General features: G+C 67.1%; 18 protein-coding genes and 2 tRNA genes. 8 read left to right on the top strand and 12 right to left on the bottom strand.

Annotated features, from left to right (window positions below):
* Positions 1 to 162 precede the first annotated feature (162 nt).
* A tRNA-Asp gene (locus ACGFK0_RS27590) sits at positions 163 to 240 on the top strand.
* 17 nt (positions 241 to 257) lie between these two features.
* Positions 258 to 331, top strand: a tRNA-Phe gene (locus tag ACGFK0_RS27585).
* A gap of 76 nt (positions 332 to 407) precedes the next feature.
* On the opposite strand, the gene ACGFK0_RS27580 is transcribed toward ACGFK0_RS27585, so the two are convergent.
* The 11 genes from ACGFK0_RS27580 to ACGFK0_RS27530 form a co-directional block, all read right to left on the bottom strand.
* Positions 408 to 1,631: a tyrosine-type recombinase/integrase gene (locus ACGFK0_RS27580; protein ID WP_392909841.1), complete on the bottom strand. Its 1,224-nt coding sequence runs from the start codon at positions 1,629 to 1,631 to the stop codon at positions 408 to 410.
* 128 nt (positions 1,632 to 1,759) lie between these two features.
* Positions 1,760 to 1,939 (bottom strand): helix-turn-helix domain-containing protein, encoded by a 180-nt coding sequence (locus ACGFK0_RS27575; protein WP_392909839.1) that lies wholly within the window; start codon positions 1,937 to 1,939, stop codon positions 1,760 to 1,762.
* The gene (locus ACGFK0_RS27570) at positions 1,936 to 3,351 is read right to left on the bottom strand and encodes a replication initiator (RefSeq protein ID WP_392909837.1); all 1,416 of its coding nucleotides are present in this window, start codon (positions 3,349 to 3,351) and stop codon (positions 1,936 to 1,938) included. The genes ACGFK0_RS27575 and ACGFK0_RS27570 overlap by 4 nt, the downstream gene beginning before the upstream one ends.
* A 100-nt stretch (positions 3,352 to 3,451) precedes the next feature.
* Complete coding sequence (locus tag ACGFK0_RS27565; protein ID WP_392909835.1) at positions 3,452 to 3,607, bottom strand: hypothetical protein; 156 nt, start codon at positions 3,605 to 3,607, stop codon at positions 3,452 to 3,454.
* Between the two features lie 163 nt (positions 3,608 to 3,770).
* Entirely contained in the window at positions 3,771 to 4,241 is a 471-nt protein-coding gene (locus ACGFK0_RS27560) for a hypothetical protein (RefSeq protein WP_392909833.1), read from the bottom strand.
* A gap of 15 nt (positions 4,242 to 4,256) precedes the next feature.
* Complete coding sequence (locus ACGFK0_RS27555; RefSeq protein ID WP_392909831.1) at positions 4,257 to 5,111, bottom strand: DUF2637 domain-containing protein; 855 nt, start codon at positions 5,109 to 5,111, stop codon at positions 4,257 to 4,259.
* Positions 5,108 to 5,410 (bottom strand): hypothetical protein, encoded by a 303-nt coding sequence (locus tag ACGFK0_RS27550; RefSeq protein ID WP_392909829.1) that lies wholly within the window; start codon positions 5,408 to 5,410, stop codon positions 5,108 to 5,110. The genes ACGFK0_RS27555 and ACGFK0_RS27550 overlap by 4 nt, the downstream gene beginning before the upstream one ends.
* 104 nt (positions 5,411 to 5,514) lie before the next feature.
* Positions 5,515 to 6,855, bottom strand: coding sequence for an FtsK/SpoIIIE domain-containing protein (locus tag ACGFK0_RS27545; RefSeq protein WP_392909827.1), 1,341 nt, complete (start codon positions 6,853 to 6,855; stop codon positions 5,515 to 5,517).
* A 14-nt stretch (positions 6,856 to 6,869) separates the two neighbouring features.
* On the bottom strand, positions 6,870 to 7,259 hold the full coding sequence (locus ACGFK0_RS27540; protein WP_392909825.1) for a hypothetical protein: 390 nt from the start codon (positions 7,257 to 7,259) through the stop codon (positions 6,870 to 6,872).
* A gap of 317 nt (positions 7,260 to 7,576) precedes the next feature.
* Complete coding sequence (locus ACGFK0_RS27535) at positions 7,577 to 8,779, bottom strand: helix-turn-helix domain-containing protein (protein WP_392909823.1); 1,203 nt, start codon at positions 8,777 to 8,779, stop codon at positions 7,577 to 7,579.
* Positions 8,776 to 9,084, bottom strand: coding sequence for a putative quinol monooxygenase (locus tag ACGFK0_RS27530; RefSeq protein WP_392909821.1), 309 nt, complete (start codon positions 9,082 to 9,084; stop codon positions 8,776 to 8,778). Before ACGFK0_RS27530 ends, ACGFK0_RS27535 begins: the two co-directional genes overlap by 4 nt.
* Positions 9,085 to 10,240: 1,156 nt before the next feature.
* Here ACGFK0_RS27530 and ACGFK0_RS27525 point away from each other — a divergent pair.
* The 3 genes from ACGFK0_RS27525 (at position 10,241) to ACGFK0_RS27515 (ending at position 14,810) form a co-directional block, all read left to right on the top strand.
* Complete coding sequence (locus ACGFK0_RS27525) at positions 10,241 to 10,651, top strand: DNA-directed RNA polymerase subunit alpha C-terminal domain-containing protein (RefSeq protein ID WP_392909819.1); 411 nt, start codon at positions 10,241 to 10,243, stop codon at positions 10,649 to 10,651.
* Positions 10,652 to 11,648: 997 nt separating this feature from the next.
* Complete coding sequence (locus ACGFK0_RS27520) at positions 11,649 to 13,196, top strand: pentapeptide repeat-containing protein (RefSeq protein WP_392909817.1); 1,548 nt, start codon at positions 11,649 to 11,651, stop codon at positions 13,194 to 13,196.
* A gap of 756 nt (positions 13,197 to 13,952) precedes the next feature.
* Positions 13,953 to 14,810 carry a pentapeptide repeat-containing protein gene (locus ACGFK0_RS27515; protein ID WP_392910215.1) on the top strand — a complete coding sequence of 286 codons (858 nt, stop codon included), beginning with the start codon at positions 13,953 to 13,955 and terminating at the stop codon, positions 14,808 to 14,810.
* Positions 14,811 to 15,188: 378 nt separating this feature from the next.
* On the opposite strand, the gene ACGFK0_RS27510 is transcribed toward ACGFK0_RS27515, so the two are convergent.
* Positions 15,189 to 16,112 (bottom strand): restriction endonuclease, encoded by a 924-nt coding sequence (locus tag ACGFK0_RS27510; RefSeq protein WP_392909815.1) that lies wholly within the window; start codon positions 16,110 to 16,112, stop codon positions 15,189 to 15,191.
* 239 nt (positions 16,113 to 16,351) lie between these two features.
* On the opposite strand from ACGFK0_RS27510, the gene ACGFK0_RS27505 reads away from it, so the two are divergent.
* From ACGFK0_RS27505 to ACGFK0_RS27495, 3 genes are all read left to right on the top strand, one after another.
* A complete protein-coding gene (locus tag ACGFK0_RS27505) occupies positions 16,352 to 16,600 on the top strand; it encodes a hypothetical protein (protein ID WP_392909813.1) in 249 nt (82 codons plus the stop codon).
* A 269-nt stretch (positions 16,601 to 16,869) separates the two neighbouring features.
* Positions 16,870 to 17,244 (top strand): type II toxin-antitoxin system RelE/ParE family toxin, encoded by a 375-nt coding sequence (locus ACGFK0_RS27500; protein ID WP_392909811.1) that lies wholly within the window; start codon positions 16,870 to 16,872, stop codon positions 17,242 to 17,244.
* Entirely contained in the window at positions 17,241 to 17,570 is a 330-nt protein-coding gene (locus ACGFK0_RS27495) for a helix-turn-helix domain-containing protein (RefSeq protein ID WP_392909809.1), read from the top strand. Before ACGFK0_RS27500 ends, ACGFK0_RS27495 begins: the two co-directional genes overlap by 4 nt.
* Positions 17,571 to 17,777: the final 207 nt, after the last annotated feature.

Below are 17,777 nucleotides of genomic sequence, written 5' to 3'. Positions count from 1 at the left end.
GGATCATCCCACGCCCCACCCCCCGCCCCCCTCCCCGACGCACCCGCCGGCCCGATATCGAGTTGGCGACCACCTCGGCCATCGCGTATGCTCTCGGACGTCGCCAAGCGCGGGGCAACCCGCCAAGACATCCCTCCGAAGCCACTAAGCTCGGAGTAGCAAGGTCCTGTGGAGCAGCTAGGAGTGCTCGCCACCCTGTCAAGGTGGAGGCCGCGGGTTCAAATCCCGTCAGGACCGCCAGGCGCACCACGCGTCCTGGGCAGGTAGCTCAGTCGGTACGAGCGTCCGCCTGAAAAGCGGAAGGTCGGCGGTTCGACCCCGCCCCTGCCCACCCCATACGACCAGCCAAAGGCCCGGAACCATCATCGGTTCCGGGCCTTTTGACGACAGTCCTGACGACAACGTCCCTAGCCGAGGGCATCTCCCAGCTTGCGGAGGGCCGCGCGCCTCTCGTCGAGGGCCGCGTGTGCGTAGATCGTCATGGTCACCTCGATGTCGCTGTGTCCGACGATCTCTCGCACGATGTGCGGCGGAACGCCGAGATCCAGGAGCAGCGAGACGCAGGTGTGGCGCATGTCGTGAAGCCTCATGTCGCCGAGACCGGCCGCCGCGCGGATACGGCCCCAGCTACGGCGCAGGTTATCCGGCTCCATCGGAGTTCCGAGGCGGGACGGGAAGACGAGCCCGTGATCCTGCCAACGCGGCCAGGCGTCGGCCCGTTCCGCGTCCTGCAACACCCGGTGCTCGCAGAGCGCAGTGACGCACAGGTCCGGCAGCGGGATGGTTCGCGTTGAGTCGTCGGTCTTGGGCGGGACGAACCGCAGTTCGCCGGCGACTCGCTGGAGGGTCTGCACTACCTCCAACTTGGCGTCTTGAATGCCCGTCTCGGCGCAGTGCGCGCACGGAGCACCGTCGAAGGTGCCGCCCTCTCCCCCGCAGGCCCGGCACGGCGTCAGGGAGATGTCTTCCCATCGCAAGCCGAGCAGTTCCCCGCGCCGCAGGCCAAGGCACAGCGCCAGGACGTAGAGCGCGTAGAGCCGCTCATCTTGCGCCGCCTTGAGCACGGCCCGCGCCTGGTCGACCGTGAGGCCCCGGTTGACCTTGTACTTGGGAGTGGTGACCGTGACGAGCCGGGCGACGTTCCGCGTGAGGATCTCCTCACGCACGGCCGATTGCAGCGCGTTGCGGAGCACCGCCAGGACGAACTGAACCATGCGCACCGAGAGCCGGGACTCGCAGCACTCACCACCCTTGAGGGCACAGCACCGCGGCTTGTCCCGGCTCGCGTCCCACCCATGTCGGCAGCACTGGCACGACTGGCGGACGGTGGTGATGAAAGCCCGAACGTCGCGAGCCGTCAGCTTGCCGAGCCGCTTCTTACCGAGCCCAGGGACCAGGTGGAGCCGGATGACACTCTCATAGCCCTGGACGGTCTTGGGCCGCCGTTCGACGCGTACGACGTTGTCCAGCCAGTACGCGAGGTACTGCTCTACCGTCCAGCTCACGGAGGCGACGGGAACCCCGTCATCGGCCTGTGCCTTGAGCTTGACGTGTTTCGCGTGGCATTCGTCGCGGGTCTTGCCGTACACGCTGACGCGCTTGATCGTCCCGGCGGTCGTCGGGACGAACACCTTTGCCTCATACCGTCCGTCCTTACGCTGGACGATCGTCCCCTCACCGTTGGCACGCCTACGAGAACGACCCTTACGGGGCTTGCGTCGCTCGGGTTCTTCTGGCGTGGCGAGTGCGGTTGTGGTCATCAGGCAGCAACCTCCGAGAGCTGGTCGAGGCATTCGGCGAGGGCGTCGACGGGGACGAGACGGCGGCGGCCGATCTTGACCGTCCGGAGCTGGTTGGAGCGGATGAGGTTGTAGAGCGTCCACCGGCTCACGCGGAGCCGTTCGGCCGCTTCATCGACGGTCAGGACCAGGTCGGTCACTCGGAACTCCTTGAGTGCAGGTCGGACGGGACGAGGGAGGGAAGCGGCTTACCGGTCAGGGCAGCGGTCAGCAGGGCCTCACCCGGCGTCATGCCTTGGCCGAGGTAGCGCCAATGCGCGATCACAAGGACCTGGTCGTCGTCGAAGGGCAGGCGACCAGTCGTGATGTCGTCGGCGTGTTCGCGCTGGTTGTGCTCGATGCGAGCCGCACGCAGCGCGCCGAGGGTGGTGGAGTACCGGCGGGACTTGGTGGAGAAATGGCCCCGGAAGCCGAGCATGTGCGCCCACTCGACGAGCCGCAGGCCCGCGTACTCCTCCAGCGCACCCAAGCGGAGGCACTCGGCGACGAGCCGTCGAGCGTGGCCGCTCACGGGGAGGTCAGCCAGGTCATCGGTGGGGCGTATCCGGCGGTCGAGGGTGCCGACGCATTCAGCGGCCTTGGTGGCGTACTTGGCGATATAGCCCGCCACCGCGTTATCGGTGAGTTCGCCCGTGGTGGTGATCGGCCGAATGTCGACCTGTGAACCCCACTCATGCGTCAGGGCCGGGACATCGCCCGCCGCCGGAGTCGACACCCGCACCGCCCCGGCCGCGTGGTCAACGGCCGCCTTGAGGAGTCCATGCGTCGCCCAGGCCGGAGGCGGGGCGTCCGGGCCGCCGGGTCCGTCGAGGCGGATGACGGCGTGGAAGTGGACCAGGCCGCGCCGCTGATACTCGGCGACCTTGGCGAAGGAGACCGTGAGCACTTCGCGCAACTCGGCGACGCGCAGGCCCGCCGAACGGGCGACGAATCGGTGGAAGGCCAGGGTGAAGCGCCGCCACAGTTCCGGGGCGTGCGCGTTCCACAGGACGGCGCCGGAGTAGTCGAAGCAGTCCGGGCAGATCGGTTGTCCGAGTCGAGGGTCATCGGCACTGTGCCGGACGGTGCAGGACACCGGGCGTCCGTGCGGGCAGCTACCGCCGTTGCGCCGAGGGTGGCAGGAGACCACGGCCCCGCCGGCCCCGGTGCGGCGGGAGTGGACCGGCCCGAAGGAGGGCGCGGTGAGGGTGACGAACGCGGCCGGATGTTCGGTCACCGACGCCGGGACGCCCTTACCGCCGACCAGGCCCGCGCGGACGAGTTGGTAGGTGTCGGCGCGGTAGGTCTCGGCGCAGGACGGGCAGCGTGACGCGCGCCGGGTCTTGCAGGCCACCCGCAGCGCCCCGCCCGGTTCCCGCGCCGTCGAGTAGTGATGCAGAACCTCGCCGGTTATCGGGTCCAGGTGGGTGACACGGCCACGCAGGTGGACCGGTTGGGCACAACCACCCGTCGAGTGAGCGCGGCGAGCCCAGGCCCGGAAGTCGGCCCGGTTGAAGCGGGCGGCCATGTCGCGGGCGGCGAGTGCGGTGACGTGTGGAGCAGGTTGCGGCACGATGGACGGGTCTCCCTATCCGTTCAGGCGGTTGGAGTGGGACCGGGCCCCCGGCGCGGCGCTCGTGCTTGGCGGCTTGTGGGCCGCGCCGGGGGCGGACTCAGAACGCCGACACGAACGCCGACAGCGCATCGGCCAGCAGCGCGAGACCGGTCACGATGGCTCGGACGGCACGGGCGGCGTTCTCCGGGTGGTTGAGGGCGAACAGCCCCAGGACGAGCCAGAAGGCGGCGAAGGCGCAGCGGCGCAGGAACATCAGGCCCCCTTGCAGAGGGTGTGACCGTGGCCGTCGCAGTCGGGGCAGGTGGCCCCGTCGGAGGCGACGCCGCCCCCGCCGCAGGTGGAGCACGCCCACCCCACGACGAGCCCGGCGAGCAAGGCGAGCGCACGTGATGGTGCCGGGTGCCGGTCGATGTCCATCAGGCGGCCCGCCCGGTGTCCTGGTCGTCCTGGTCGCCGTCCGGGCCGGTGTCCTGGTCGGTGTCGAGGGTGATGTTGTCGCGGTAGCTGTCGCGGGCGAGGTGCGCCGCCCTCTCCTGTTCGGGGATGTGGAAGACGGTGTAGGCGATGCGGCCGAAGGTGCGGGTGGCGATGTAGTGGCCGCCTCGCGCGGTGTCGTGTTCGGCGGTGACGCCCAGCAGCGCCGCGGTGTTGTCGACCAGCGCAGTGGCCGAGGCGTCGTCACCGGCGCGAATGGGGACGTGGTAGGTCTCGCCGTACTCCTTGACGGGCACGGCCGGGTTGGCCTCTAGGAAGTCGGCCAGGGCGCGCAGGCCGGTGATGGTCTGGTGTCGGGCGAACAGGTCACCGGGTACCACCGGAGCCGTTGTGTCGGTCCGGTCGGTGGGGCCGGTCCGGTCGGTGGGGCCGGTGGGGTTGGTGCGGGTCATGGAAGGTGTCTCCTGTCAGGCGACGGGCGCGGCTTCGGCGCCGTTGTGTTCGGTGCGCAGTTGGCGGAGCAGGTCGGAGGCGAGTTGGTTGGAGACGCCGAGGCGTGCGCGGAGCGCGTCACGGGTGATCGGCCGCCCGTGCTCGCTTTCGTGTTCGGCAGCGACGCGGCGCGCGAAGTCGACCAGCGGCGCGGCAGGACTCGGCGAGGGCGGCGACGCGGACGGCGTCGAGGCGGGGTGATCGGCGGGGACGGGGATGGAGGTCTGGCCGTCCTGCTCGTCCTCGCCCCGCTCCTGGTCGTCCTGGACGGACGCGGCGGCAGCGGCAGCGGCAGCCGGGGGACGCTCCCAGACCACCCAGGGAGACGAGGGCGAGGACGAGGCGGCCGAGGAGTCCGGCGAGCCGGACGGGGACGGGTTGCCGAAGGAGTCCGGGACGGGCAACACGTCGGCGCCCGGACGAGGCGACGGACGCGCCGCCGCGCGGGGGCCGGCCTTCCGGCGTTCCAGCATCGAGACGGCGACCAGGAACGCGCCCGCCGGAGTCCCTGCGGTGATCCAGCCCCACACCGACGGGTCGGCCTGCGCCAGGTTCGCCGCCAGGGACAGCAGGACACCGCCGACGAGGACGACGGTGGGCCACGACAGGCGCGCGGTGTCGCGTCCGGTGTGCTTGTCCCGTTGCCGTTCTCCAGCGGCCATGACGCAGGTCAGGTCGATGCAGACGGCGATGGCCCAGGCCATCCAGCCGTGTTGGCCGTGTTCGGTGGCGGTGTCGCGGATGTGGGTGAACGACCCGGCAGCCGCGATCCCCGCCAGGACCACCACCGGCCCGGAGTCGGCCAGCGCCCCGAGGATGCGGCGGGTCATGCCGCCCGCCGGGTGTCGACGAGGGCGAGCAGCGCGGCCAGTTCCGGGTCACAGGCGTGCGCCTCGGCCCAGTCGTCGACCTCGCCGCAGGACGAGGAGGCGAACGAGTCGGCGCAGCGCTGGCACCGCGCGAGGTGCAGGGACCGGAACTCGTCCCACTCGACGCCGACCGGCCACACGTCCCAGGACGACACCGGCGACGGCCGGGACGAGCGCGAGGACGACGGCGAGGACGGGGACGGGATGGCGACGAACCGAGGACGGGGACGGGGACCAAGGGCACGGACGCGGGCGACCATCGGGCAGCCTCCAATGGGCGGGTTTCGGGCATGGGTCGGGTAGGGACGTGGCGCGATCAGGGCTCACGCCGAGCCGATGGAGAAGGAGAGAAGGGCCGGGCCGGTTAGGCGGCCGGGTGGACCACGGGGACGGAGCCGACGAGGGCATCCCAGTCCGGGGTCAGGTGGGCGTAGTCGCGGGCGGCCTGCTCGGCTTCACGCTCGGGGACGTAGACCGACCGGGCGCGGTGCCAGGTGCCGTCCTGCCCGGCGACGATGCAGACGCCGGGGGTTTCGGCGGGGATGGCGCGGGCGGCGTCTAGGGCGGCGGGGTCGAGGTCGCCGAAGGTCATGTTGGCGGTTTCGGGGTCGTTGACGTGGTGGCACACCCGGCCGGAGAGCTGGGCGCGCAGCGCGGTGACGCCTGGGCCGAGGTCGGAGCCGATGCGTTGCCCGCAGACGATCAGGTGGACGGCGAACGCGCGGCCGAGCTGGGCGACGCGCAGCAGCGCGGTAGCCGTCCGCGACACCTCCTCCTTCTCCGAGCGGTCGGCCATCAGGAACAGTTCGGCGACCTCATCGACCAGGACCACGACAGGCACCGGCCGCAGGTGCTCAGGCAGCGTCCAGACGTTGCGGGCACCGTGCGCGCGGCACGTCGCCATGCGGTTCTCGACCTCGCCGACCAGGTCCGCCAGCAGGTCGACCGACTCTTTGCGGGTGGTGGCCAGCGCCGACAACCGCGGCGCGTACGGGGTGAACTCCACGCCGCCCTTGAGGTCGAACCCGACCAACGCGACCGGTTGCGGAGCCAGGTCACGGATGATGGCGTTGGCCAGGTTGGACTTGCCGGACTGGGTCGCCCCGGCGTTGAGCCAGTGCGGCACGGTACGGAAATCGATCAGCCAGTCACGGCCGTTCTCCAGCTTCCCGGGCCGCACCCGCAGCAGTTCGACGGGTGCCGGCGACAAGGTCACGTCGGTGAGCGGGTCGCGCATCGTCGCCCAGAGCGTCACGTAGCCGGGCCGGACGTCGACCACCCGCACCGCGTGGACGCGCCAGGCATGCGCGATCCCCTCCGCAGCCTTCTCATAATCGGCCGGAACCTGCCCGTCGTGGAGCCGGAGACGCATACGCCACCCGAGGCGAGTGGGACGAAGGATGCCCAGGCGGGGAGCGCGCTCGACGTCGACCCGCCGCACCCGCCGCTTGTGCTCGACCACGGTTGCCGCGTTGCGGGCAGCCGGGCCGACGACCGGGACGGCGTCGAGGGTGAGGCGGTACCGGCGCCGGTTGCGGGTGAGCTTGCAGCCCGAGGCGACGTGATGCCACGTCAGGTACACCAGCACCGCCCGCGCCGGGAACGCGACGCCGTACCAGAACGAGGCCGGGTGCCAGCGGCGCCAGGCCCAGAGCCCGGCCGCCGCAGCGGCCAGGACCCCAGGCACCAGAAGCAGGTCAGTCATGACCGGGCCGCCGTTCAGGCCACGCCCGCCGAAGCGGACGCATCCGACGAGGAGGCCGACGCCGACGAGGCCGACGACGGGGCGGCCGACACGGGGGCGATGCGGTCGGCGCGGAAGGCCACACCCCACCGCTTCTCACCGCCGAGCACCGCCTCCCACGGGAAGGCGACGAGGCCGACCGGGGTGACGATCTCGCCGATGGTCACCGACTGGTCGCCGGGCACCGCCACGTTCAGCAGTTCCACCCGCCCCATCGGGTCGGCGGCCGACAGGCCCACCGTGAACACCGCCTGACCGTTGCGGTCCATCTTGACCTCGCCCGTCTCCTGACTGACCAGCTTGGGACGCGGCGCCGACACGCACACGAAGGTCATGGCGGAAACGTCGACAGGAATGTTGCGCATGCTGAGTACACCTCTCGTCCACCTGCTGAGCAGGTGTTACGGAACCGAGGGAGCACACACGCCATCAGGACGAACGAGGTAGCATCGAAGCGCCAACTAGGGTGCTAACCGCATCCGGCCTGGGCGGGTCTCCCGCTCAGGCCACTTTCATGTGTGGCCTGTGTTGCCGTCCAAGAGCGGCCTTCTCCGCCCCTGAAACGCGAAGAGCGTTCGTGTTGGGCCTTCACCTCCATCAGGAGTGCTTCAGCGTCAACACGAACGCTACCCCGTACTCAGAGTTTCTACTAGTACTTTGAGTACTAGAACACGTACTTTTTCTACGCGCCTACCCTGTCGCCGAGTTCTCGCAGGTCAGAGGACGGTGGGTCCTGCATGGTCAGTAGATCGGACACGACCTGACGCACGATTCGGTGGTTCCGTATCTGCTCTGGCGTGATGGACTCGGCGTCCAGCAGCGCGGCAACGGCCTCAGCAGGCTGCCGCCGCTGGGTGTGCGCACGCGCCAAGTCGATCTGCAGTCGCGCCCGACGCTCCGCCGACAGCGTGGAAACGTCCACCTCGGCCCCGACCCGGAGCGCGTGACCGGCGTCCCCCAGCTCGACCGCCACGGCGACTTCGTGAAGGAGCACGTTCGCCGGGCCGAACTCGGTGTTGTAGTCGTTGCGACCGTCCCCGAGCCGCTCGGCGACTTCCCGAGCCCTCGCGAGATGCTCATAGGCCAAGTCCGCCTGATTGAGCCGGGACGCGGCCACGGCCCGTTGCAACGTCAGCCCGCCCCACAGTGACATGGCCTCATGCTTGCCCTGGTCGACCAGGAACCACAGCGCCTCAGCAGCCGTCCGCGCGTTCTCCTCAGCCTGGTCGAAGTGCCGCGCCCCCAGGAAGACGAACCCGAGCCGGAAGGCGCCGGCGGCCATCATCAACGCGTCCCCGGCACGCTCGCCCGCCACGATGGCGCGGTCCGCAGCGATCCAGGCGGCCTCAGGTTCACCGAGCTTGGACAACGCCGCCGAGCACGCCTGATAGGTCACCGCCAGCAGATCGAACAGTTCGGCACGCCGCTCCTCAGGAGCCGAACGCACCGCGGACTCCAGCGCGGGCACCAATCCCCGAAGCAGGTCCGCCAGCTCTACGTACTTGCTCTCATGCGCCAGTTCCCAGGCGCGATCCACCCGCGGCTTGATCTCCGCCGTAGGCGGGACCGGAGCCGAATGCAGCATGGCCCGCAGCGAGTGAGCACCCGACAAGACCAGCCGCAGACCAGCCGATCCCGGCAGTTCCTCAGTCGTCGCGGCGACTACCGGAGCCTCAGCCGCCAACTCCGACAGCGGTAGTTCCAGTGCTTCGGCGACCGTTTCCAAGACCGACATCCGATCGACCTTGCGCACGCCGCGCTCCACCTGGGAGACCCAGGCCACCGAACGATCAATCAGCCGCGCCAGCTCAGGCTGAGACAGCCCGCGCCGCTTGCGCTCTTGAGCGATCCGCCGCCCAAGAGCGCGCTGATACTCAGTGCTCACCCGTCCGTTCCCTTGCCTACTTGGAGGTCCAACCAATCGACCTCCACCGACGCGAGCAACTCCTCACGAGCACCAAGGAACCGGCGGACGTGCTCCTGCTCCTCGTGCGCGTCGAAGGCCGCCCGGTCCCGGTACAGCTCGTAGAAGATCCGCTGTAGCGGCTGCCCGTCGACCCTGTGCACCGCATAGACCAGCGTGCCCGGTTCCTCCGTCTCAATCTTGCCGATCGTCTCGGCCACCAGCCGATCAAACGCACTGGTGCTGTCTTCATCCTTGCAGGTGAACCGGACCACCAAGCCGAACATCGGCACCTCCTTCGTCGATCTCTACGAGACCAGTACTTATTGTGCGGCGCAAGTACGCCAAGTGGGTTGTACTTGAAGTACTGTACCCGTACTTTGAATACCAGTCACGGAAATCTTGCTCTGACCAGCAAGATCACCGCCAGATGACCGACCGATCACCTCAGTGAGGACCATCCGAAGGAACCCTGATGCCTATTTCTCCAGACCCCCCGAGCAGCACAGCCGACGCGCGGCCCCGCCCACCGAGCAGTCAACGCGAGTGGCGAGACGCAGCTCTAGCCCTGATAGCCGCCCTGGACAGTCGCGGCCTGACGGCGCACGCATGGGGACACGGCGCCGTCATGGCCGCCAACCCCGCAGGAGAACCCGCACCTGACAACCCTCTCGGCCAGGCGATGAGCCCTGGCCTGCGACAGGAAGTCAGATGCCGCCCGCACGGCCCCGATCACGAGCTGTGGTGGCACTGGACATGGTCAGGGCCGACCCGAAAATCAGAGCCCGAGCTCGAACCGCTCTGCCCGCTCTGGGAGACCGAACATGCCGCCGACCGCATCGGACGCGTCCTCGCCATCACTGAAGCGAGCGACTGGTGATCGATGAGTCCGGCCTGACGCTACGACTCTGGGGACGCCGCGTACGCCGATTCATCCGCTGGATCGGCACACGCGACGGCCATGACCGTCTGGCCATGTGGCACTTGGACCGCCTAGCCGAAGCACTCCTCGCCAAAGGATGGCGGACGACACGACGGTTCAACGTCTCCCCGGTAACCCTGCGAGTCGGGCCGACACGGCACACGCCGGCGAGCGAGGAGCTAACGGCCACCGACTTCGGCAAATGGGTCTACCTCACCCGCAGCGGCCCATATCCCATCCCCTGCGCCGACCTAGCGAACGCCGTGCGCGAGGTCGAGCACCTCATATGGCGACGCCTCAACCAGGCCGCCCCGACAACGCCACCCCAACATGAACGCCAGCGCTGACAAGCAGCGAGCCGCCCGAGGCGTCGCCGAGCAGTTCCCAGGCGTCCACGCATGGTACGGCGAGCACACACATCAATGGTGGGCCATGGTCCCGCTACGCGGAGGCGCCCGCCTGCTCTCTGCCCCGGACGTCCGACAACTCCGCGAAGAGATCATCAACGTGAGGACGTGGCCATGGCGGCAGAGATGAGCGACACCGAACACGCCTCACACCACAGCGGCATCACCATGCATTGCCCAGTGAGCTGCCTCGGCGTACGCACGGTCGCCGACCTGGTCAACCTCCTCGCCACCGCCACCCGTGCCACCATCCCGGACGCAACGACCAGGCCGGAACCCGAAGAGCCCCAGCAGCACGACGAGCACACCCCACGCTGCCCGCTCTCCTGCCTCAGATTGTCGACCAGGGTCGCCAACGCCCTACGGCACGACCGCGCCGAGCCGCGCACGATAGGCGACCTCGTCCGCATGATCCAACGACACGAACTCAGCGAAGTCCGCAACATCGGCCGCCGCAGCATCACCGAGATCCGCACGGCCCTCATCGCCGCAGGCTTCGACGCCCGATACAGCGAACTCACCTAGCACAACCAGGCCCCTGGCACCGCAGCCCACACAACTGCAGGCCAGGGGCCTACACACGCCCAAGAACCAAGATCCAAAAGCCGTCCCGGCCGCCGGATGAGAACTTTCTCTACGTCTTCAAGGGCGCCGCTACGCGTCGCCGGCGGCCGCCCGCCCCGGCGCGCCGGGCATGCGGCCTGTTCCGTCCGGTCCCGCCGCACCGCGTCGTTCGACCGCCCCAACATTCGGCTCAGAGACCGTTTGCCCTCTGACGCGCTTCTTCCTGAAGCCGCCAACGTTGTTCGGATGAAATCCGGAAGGGGCTTCCCTTCGCGTCAGCCCCAGGCTTCGCGTGCTGCGCCTTCTTGGTCAACTTGCGCTTCTTCTTGCCTTTTCTGCGGTTTGCCGAGCTGCCGGACGTGAGACGCGCACGCACCGTCTGGCTGCTGCTGTATCGAATCCTTGTCATGAGCCACCGTCCCGGCGATGCTCTGAGAGTGATTTATCCTCCTCAGTACATGCTCGTCCAGGTGCTACAAGAGCACAAGGCCACTTGAGCGAGCTCGAACCAGGGGGCTGCGCCGCCCCCTGGACCCTCGCGAGCCGGGGCACTCGATCGCGCGAGACGGCCTGTCACGGGCTGGACGCCGTTCGCGCGACCGAGCACCCCGGAGCGTCTGCGTCCGTACAGCCGAGTGCCGAAAGCTGCAAGGACGTCGCAAGTTGACGTGGAAGGTACAGGGCTCCCCCCGATCCCGATCTGTCGAGAGTAGCGACGGTCAGAACCCGTCAAGGGCCCCGACGGCGTCACCACGTGATGGCCACGCCACCCTTGATGGAACCTGTCCGCCGCTAAGTTCAGGTCAAGTCGGGCCGGGGGGGAGGAAGGCGGAGGACCGTGTAGCCCGGACGAGCTACGGGGACCCGCGCCCCACGCGAGTGCAGATGGCCAGGAGCGGGCAACCCGCTTCTCCCAGACAGCCGCCGGCACCTTTGAAGTGTTCTTAGCATCGAGCTTGTGAGCCAAGACAAGATGACGCCAGAGTTTCGGCCGGTGAAGGATGCACACAAGACGCTCGGACTCTGGTCGATCCGCCGGGCACTGACGTTCGCGTTCACTGCCGCCGTGGTGTTGCTGGTCGTTGCGTGGTTCTTAGTGTCGTTGCTCCTGGGATCACCGTCACACGCCAAGCCCAAGCCGCTGGAAACCAAAGACCTCCTGGAGTTGCTCAAACTAGTCTTCGCCCTGGTCGCCGGTGTCGGAGCCCTGGTCGCTCTGGTCACCGCCTACCGTCGTCAACGGGTGGACGAGGCCGCCGGGGAACGCGCCGAACGCGTCCAAGCCCACGTCGAGTACGGCCAGGGCGTCGAGCTACTCGGCCATGACAAGGCCGCCGTCCGACTAGGCGGGTTGTACTCTCTGGAGCGCTTGGCCCAAGACCACCCCTACTACCGGCAGACGGTCACGGATGTCGTGTGCTCCTACCTTCGGATGCCGTTCCCAATCCCGCGTGGCCACGACAACCAATCCGAGCAGCGCGACGACCAAACCGTCCAAGATCCCGAATTACAGGTCCGGCTCACCGCGCAACGGCTCCTCAAACGCCACCTGACCGCCACCGAACGTGATCACCATCCATCCACCTATTGGGACGGCATCGACATCGACCTCACGGGCGCCCATCTGATCGACTTCGACTTCACCGACTGCCAACCAACAAGCGCCACATTTACCAAAACTCAATTTATTGGGCCCGCCTGGTTTAGCGGAGCGCAGTTCGCGAGAGACGCGAGTTTCGGCGATGTGCAGTTCACGGGAGACGCGAGTTTCGGCGATGTACAGTTCGCGGGAGACGCCAGGTTCAGCGGGACGGAATTCAGAGGAGCTACTCAGTTCCGCGGTGCTCAGTTCAGCGGGAAAGCCGAGTTCGGGAGGGCCCAGTTCAGCAAGGGTGCTTGGTTCAGCGGGGCAGAGTTCAGCGGCGGCGCCTGGTTCGGCGAGGCGAAGTTCTGCGGGACAATCATCGAGTTCAAGGGGGCGCAGTTCAGCGGGACCGCATGGTTCAGCAGGGCCCAGTTCAGCGGGGACGCTTGGTTCAGCGAGGCGAAGTTCAGCGGGGACGCCTGGTTCGGCGAGGCGAAGTTCAGCGGGGACGCCGAGTTCAGCGGGGCGCAGTTCAGTAGAAACGCCGAGTTTGCCAGGGTGCAGATCAACAGGAACGCTGGATTCACCGCGACACAGTTCACCGGTGCCGCTGCATTCAGCGGGGCGCAGATCAACGGGGATGCCCGGTTTAGCAGAACGCAATTCAGAGGGGCTGGCTGGTTTGGCGATGCGCAGATCAGCGGGTACGCCTGGTTTCACGAGGCGGAGTTCAGCGGGGACGCCTGGTTCAGCCGGGCGAAGTTCAGTGGTACCGCCGAGTTCAGCGAGGCGCAGTTCGAACACGAACCCAACTTCGTTGAAGCCACAGCGAGCTATCCGAACGACAGCCACATATGGCCGAGCCCATGGCGTGCGCGGGTAGTCACCTCCGATACGGCGCAGCTCACCCGTGAGGGTTGAGGAGGGGGCCGGTGGGTCGCATCGAGGTGGTTGCTAACACGGATGCTAACGGCGGGTGTGGACAAGCCTGTACGGGGATGGAATCCAGAAGCGTCCATGAGGGTTGTTTAGCAGGTCAGTGGACAGGGCTGGACTGGTGTGGATCTTGTTCGTGAGACTCGTAATGAATCGCTCTGCGTTCAGCCATACGATCGCACTCATGGCTGAGGGGGGTTGCGTGGTTAGGGGCGATCACTGCTGCGCGGCTTCCGGTGCTCGGGTCTTTGCCGGCCCTGCACTCTGGGTCCGCTTGCCGCCGAAATATGGAGATGATTTTCGTTGTTCCGATCAGGTTGAGCATGCTCAGGTCAGCGGCTACGGCGGCCAGTAGTGGGCCATTAGTAAGGGTGATCAGAAGTATTCATGGTCGCCTGCGGTACGGCGCTCCACCATGTCAGCGGTACCGGCGGGCAAGATCTAAACTACTCCAGCCGCTGTGAAGGCCTGGGGCGGAGAGGGGCGACGATGATGAAGCGGATACAGAATTGGTCGTGGAGGTTGGTGGAGCGGCTGCCACCTCCAGGACGGCCCTTGGTGGCTGTGCCGTGGATGTTGGCGGCGGTGGTGGCCGCAGCAGCGGCGGTCTGCATCACTACGGCGTGGTTGCTGAGCACCGCAGACGAGGCCGCAGCGGGGACCGACCGAGCCCGGGTCCGAGTGGAGGCTGTCCGCACTGGACTAGCCGCTGGCGCCGGGGCGGGTGCGGCGGTGGGGTTGATGCTGGCCTTTCGTCGCCAAGGCCATCAGGAGTACGACACCGCGGAACGTCGCGTCACGGAGTTGTATAACGCAGCTGCCGAGCAGCTCGGCTCCGACAAGGCCCCAGTCCGGCTCACGGCGCTATATACCTTGGAACGCCTCGCTGATAACAACCCGGCGCACCGGCAGACCATCGTCAACATCATCTGCGCCTACCTGCGAATGCCCTACACCCCGCCCGAAACGAGCGCTGCCGATCCGGACCGCGCTGCCCGTGAGCAGGTACGGCGGCATGCCGCCAGGTACCGTGCCGCCCGGGCTGGTCAGCCCATCCCCGCCGCCCAAGCTGGGCCCAACCCTGACGAAGAACACCAAGTTCGTCTCACCGCGCAGGCCTTGCTGAGCGCTCATCTGCACCCCTCGGCGCAGGTGTACTGGCCCAACCTGTCTTTGGATCTGACAGGAGCCACTCTTGCTAACGCCCTCAACCTGACTGGCTGTAGGATCCGCGACGCTGTCTTCAGGAGGGCGACGTTCATCCATGGTGCTTTCTTCGCCCGGACGACCGTTACTGGTTCCGCCAACTTTGTCGGTGCCGTATTCACTGGTTCTACCAAGTTCGACAACGCTGCTTTCGCTGGCGTAGCCTACTTTCGCGCTGCGACTTTCTCAAGCAGCGCCTCCTTTCTTGGGGCTGCTTTCGCAGGTCACGTACATTTCGGTGAGATAAAAGGGGAGGGTGGGATTTGCTTGGAGAACGCTACAGTTGCAGATGCGGGTATGGAACATGTGCTCCCACCGGGTTGGCGGGTGGAGTCGGCCGCAGGAACCGCAGGCCACATCGTCCTAGACTCTGCTCCGGCTGGCGAGGGCTGAGTGATACCCGTCCTTTCTGACGAGTCGTTGTAAAAGATAACTTGGAGACGCCGCCCTCCAGAGAGCTTCGCGCGATACGCACACCACCAACGAAGTGTCGTCCGGTACCTGCTTAAGGCGAGCTTTAGGCGGGCAAGGCCGGTGACGTGGAGTCGATGCGCAAAGCCGGTGACCTGCACGCGGAGGCTGGGCATCGCAGCGAGGCGCTTCGCTGGTACGAGAGAGTAGGACGCTGAGATTTCAGCGGAAGAGGCGTTGAGGGCTGTGCCCAATGCGTGCCGAGAATCGGGTGCGCCGGGCAGTAGTAGCAGGTCAGGGCTGTTTGGCGGTGGGACTGTAAATCCGCTGGCGGCACGGCATCGCCACAGGTTCATGTTGTCATTCGGTGGTGAAGAAGTCTTCGTCGATCTTCTTGATCGTGACGGTCTGAGCCTCTTGCACACCGCAGTCATAGGTGACCATGAGTTCGCCGAGTCGGCGACCGTCGATCAGGATGATCCGTGAGGGGACCTTATCGGCGAAGTCGATGGCCCCCGGTGAGAAGCGGGTGGTGGCGATGAAGATGCCCCGAGCGGCTTGGGCACCTTGGAGTGCGCCGGCGAAGGCTTGGACGTCCGGGCGATGGACTGTCCGGTCAGCGGCGTAGCGCTTGGCTTGGACATAGACCACGTCCAGACCGAGGGGATCTTGCCGGATCAGGCCGTCCATGCCCTCATCGCCAGGACCGCCGAGATGACGCACCTCCCCCTCAGGGCCGCCGTAGCCCATGCGGATCAGCAGCTTCAGCACGCAATGCTCCAAGAACTCCGGCGGTGCCTGCCGGAGTCGCTCAACTAGCTCGTCAGCGAGCGCGGTGTGAGCCTCAGCTACCAGTTGCGGGATCAGCTCCAAGGGGGAGACGTCCACCTGCGACAGATCCGCGTCGTCAGGCTCGTTGACTGGCTTGCTGGGCTTACGGCGTCGAGCACGGAATTCACGGTACTCGGCGAACTGGTGCAAGACCTTCATGTCCACTCGGTCCAGGTTCTCGGCCAGTGCCTTCTGCCCACGGGTGGTGATCCGAGTGACGCCCCGGCGAGGCCGCTCCAGCAGGCCCGCCTGAGCCATGTGAGTGATGGACCAGGCGATCCGATTGTTGATCCGCTTCTGCCCACCCGATGGCAACATCGCCGCACGCTCGTTCACGCTCAGATCGAAGTGATCTGCCACCGCCGCAACGATCGCCGCAGACTCGTGATCCCCACCATCGGCATGAAGCTCTAGGACGGGCCGCATCAGGGTTTGGAAGTCGGGGATCGGCACGACGCTCCTCTTGTCACACTCAGTTGTTGGGACGGTCAGCGATGCCCAGCAAGTTCGAGGTTCCGACCGAACGGACGGTGCCCATTTTCGAGCCTGAGCCGGACCATCGGGTAGTGGGTTGCTGCAATCGTCACCTGGCCTCGAAGAAGACGCATTTTTGTCCCGCTACTCGGGGCTGCCCGCCCCATGAGGGTTCTCATGGAGCCCGGGTCGCGCGCGTTCTGAGCTACCGTCGAGACGTGGACGCGGCGGAGATGAGTGGGCACGTCTGGCGAGACACGGTGCACCGGCGAGGCACCGTCGAGCAGGACCGAGAAGCCTTGGCCCGGCTCATCGAGTACGACGCCGACCCGTTCGAAATCGAGCTGTACGAGCTGGCAGCCGACCCGCGAACGTTGCTCATCGACCGCGCCCAGCGGCGCCGCGCCGGACAGCACGAGCGGCACGTCCGGCGATTGGAAGACAGAGGTCGACGTGCCGACCGTTGACGACAGCCCTGACGACAACGACGGCAACCAAGCAGCACCATGGGCGCACGTTGGGCACCGTCTGACCTTGGTCGATGGGGTGGCCGCTGGGTGGTTGCTACTTCTGAAAAGCGGAAGGTCGGCGGTTCGACCCCGCCCCTGCCCACACTATTGACCAGCGAAAACGCCCCGGAGCCATGTGGCCTGGGGCGTTGTGTTTGACGGCAACCGACGTCATCGGGAAGCGGACGGTCGACTCCTCAGTATGAGCTAGAGATTATATTGGTGGGGTGCCCTGGGACGTCATCATCCTCGAACCGGTCGAGAGCTGGTTCCTCAAGCTGTGTGAATCAGAGACGGACACTGCAGCCTTGATCGAGCAGGCCATCGACAGGCTGGCCGAGGTCGGACCGACGCTGGGACGGCCGCTGGTCGACACCCTGGAACACAGCGAGCTACGCAACCTCAAGGAGCTGCGGCCCGGCAGCCGAGGCCGATCGGAGATCCGCATGCTGTTCGTCTTCGATCCGGACCGGGCAGCGATCTTCTTGGTGGCCGGAGACAAGGCCGGGCAGTGGTCACGCTGGTACGACGAGGCAATCCCGCTGGCCGAAGCCCGCTACGCCGAGTACCGGGCAGCGAAGGACAAGGAGGGCGGACGATGAGCACCGGACGCAGCTGGCAGGACATCAAGGCCGAAGCACACCGCCGCAACCCCGAGCTGGCCGACCCCGAGCGCCAGGCCCAGGCTCGCGCCGAACTGGACGCCTACGTCGCCGGCCACCATCTCAAGGAGCTCCGCAAGGCCATCGGCAAGACGCAGGCCGAGGTCGCACAGATCCTGGGGGTCTCCCAGTCCCGCGTCTCCCAGATCGAAAACGGCAACCTCGAAGCCATGGAACTGGAGACCCTCCGCGCTTACGCCACCGCCCTCGGCGGACACCTGGACATCACCGTCAGCGTCGGCCCCCACTCAATCAAGGTCGCCTGACAGCACTGACCGGTGACGGCAACCCTGACGGCAACGATGGCCACCAGACAGCACCATGGGCGCACGTTGGGCACCGTCTGACCTTGGTCGAGGGGGTGGCCGCTGGGTGGTTCCCGGGTTCCGCAGTTGGTGGTCACACGTGATGCCGAATCCGGGGTCTGGCCTGGGGGAACGCCGATTAGAGCGGGAGAGGGCGTGTGTCCACGC

This window comes from Spirillospora sp. NPDC048823, assembly GCF_043198445.1.
Taxonomy (GTDB): Bacteria; Actinomycetota; Actinomycetes; order Streptosporangiales; family Streptosporangiaceae; genus Spirillospora.
Note: the sequence above shows the minus strand (reverse complement) of the source record. Positions and strands in the feature narration are given on the sequence as shown.

Bases quoted from the DNA above. Each gene is read 5' to 3' on its own strand.
- ACGFK0_RS27565 (WP_392909835.1), bottom strand. From the start codon at position 3,607: ATGTTCCTGCGCCGCTGCGCCTTCGCCGCCTTCTGGCTCGTCCTGGGG.
- ACGFK0_RS27560 (WP_392909833.1), bottom strand. From the start codon at position 4,241: ATGACCCGCACCAACCCCACCGGCCCCACCGACCGGACCGGCCCCACC.
- ACGFK0_RS27555 (WP_392909831.1), bottom strand. From the start codon at position 5,111: ATGACCCGCCGCATCCTCGGGGCGCTGGCCGACTCCGGGCCGGTGGTG.
- ACGFK0_RS27550 (WP_392909829.1), bottom strand. From the start codon at position 5,410: ATGGTCGCCCGCGTCCGTGCCCTTGGTCCCCGTCCCCGTCCTCGGTTC.
- ACGFK0_RS27545 (WP_392909827.1), bottom strand. From the start codon at position 6,855: ATGACTGACCTGCTTCTGGTGCCTGGGGTCCTGGCCGCTGCGGCGGCC.
- ACGFK0_RS27540 (WP_392909825.1), bottom strand. From the start codon at position 7,259: ATGCGCAACATTCCTGTCGACGTTTCCGCCATGACCTTCGTGTGCGTG.
- ACGFK0_RS27530 (WP_392909821.1), bottom strand. From the start codon at position 9,084: ATGTTCGGCTTGGTGGTCCGGTTCACCTGCAAGGATGAAGACAGCACC.
- ACGFK0_RS27525 (WP_392909819.1), top strand. From the start codon at position 10,241: ATGGCGGCAGAGATGAGCGACACCGAACACGCCTCACACCACAGCGGC.
- ACGFK0_RS27515 (WP_392910215.1), top strand. From the start codon at position 13,953: ATGCTGGCCTTTCGTCGCCAAGGCCATCAGGAGTACGACACCGCGGAA.
- ACGFK0_RS27495 (WP_392909809.1), top strand. From the start codon at position 17,241: ATGAGCACCGGACGCAGCTGGCAGGACATCAAGGCCGAAGCACACCGC.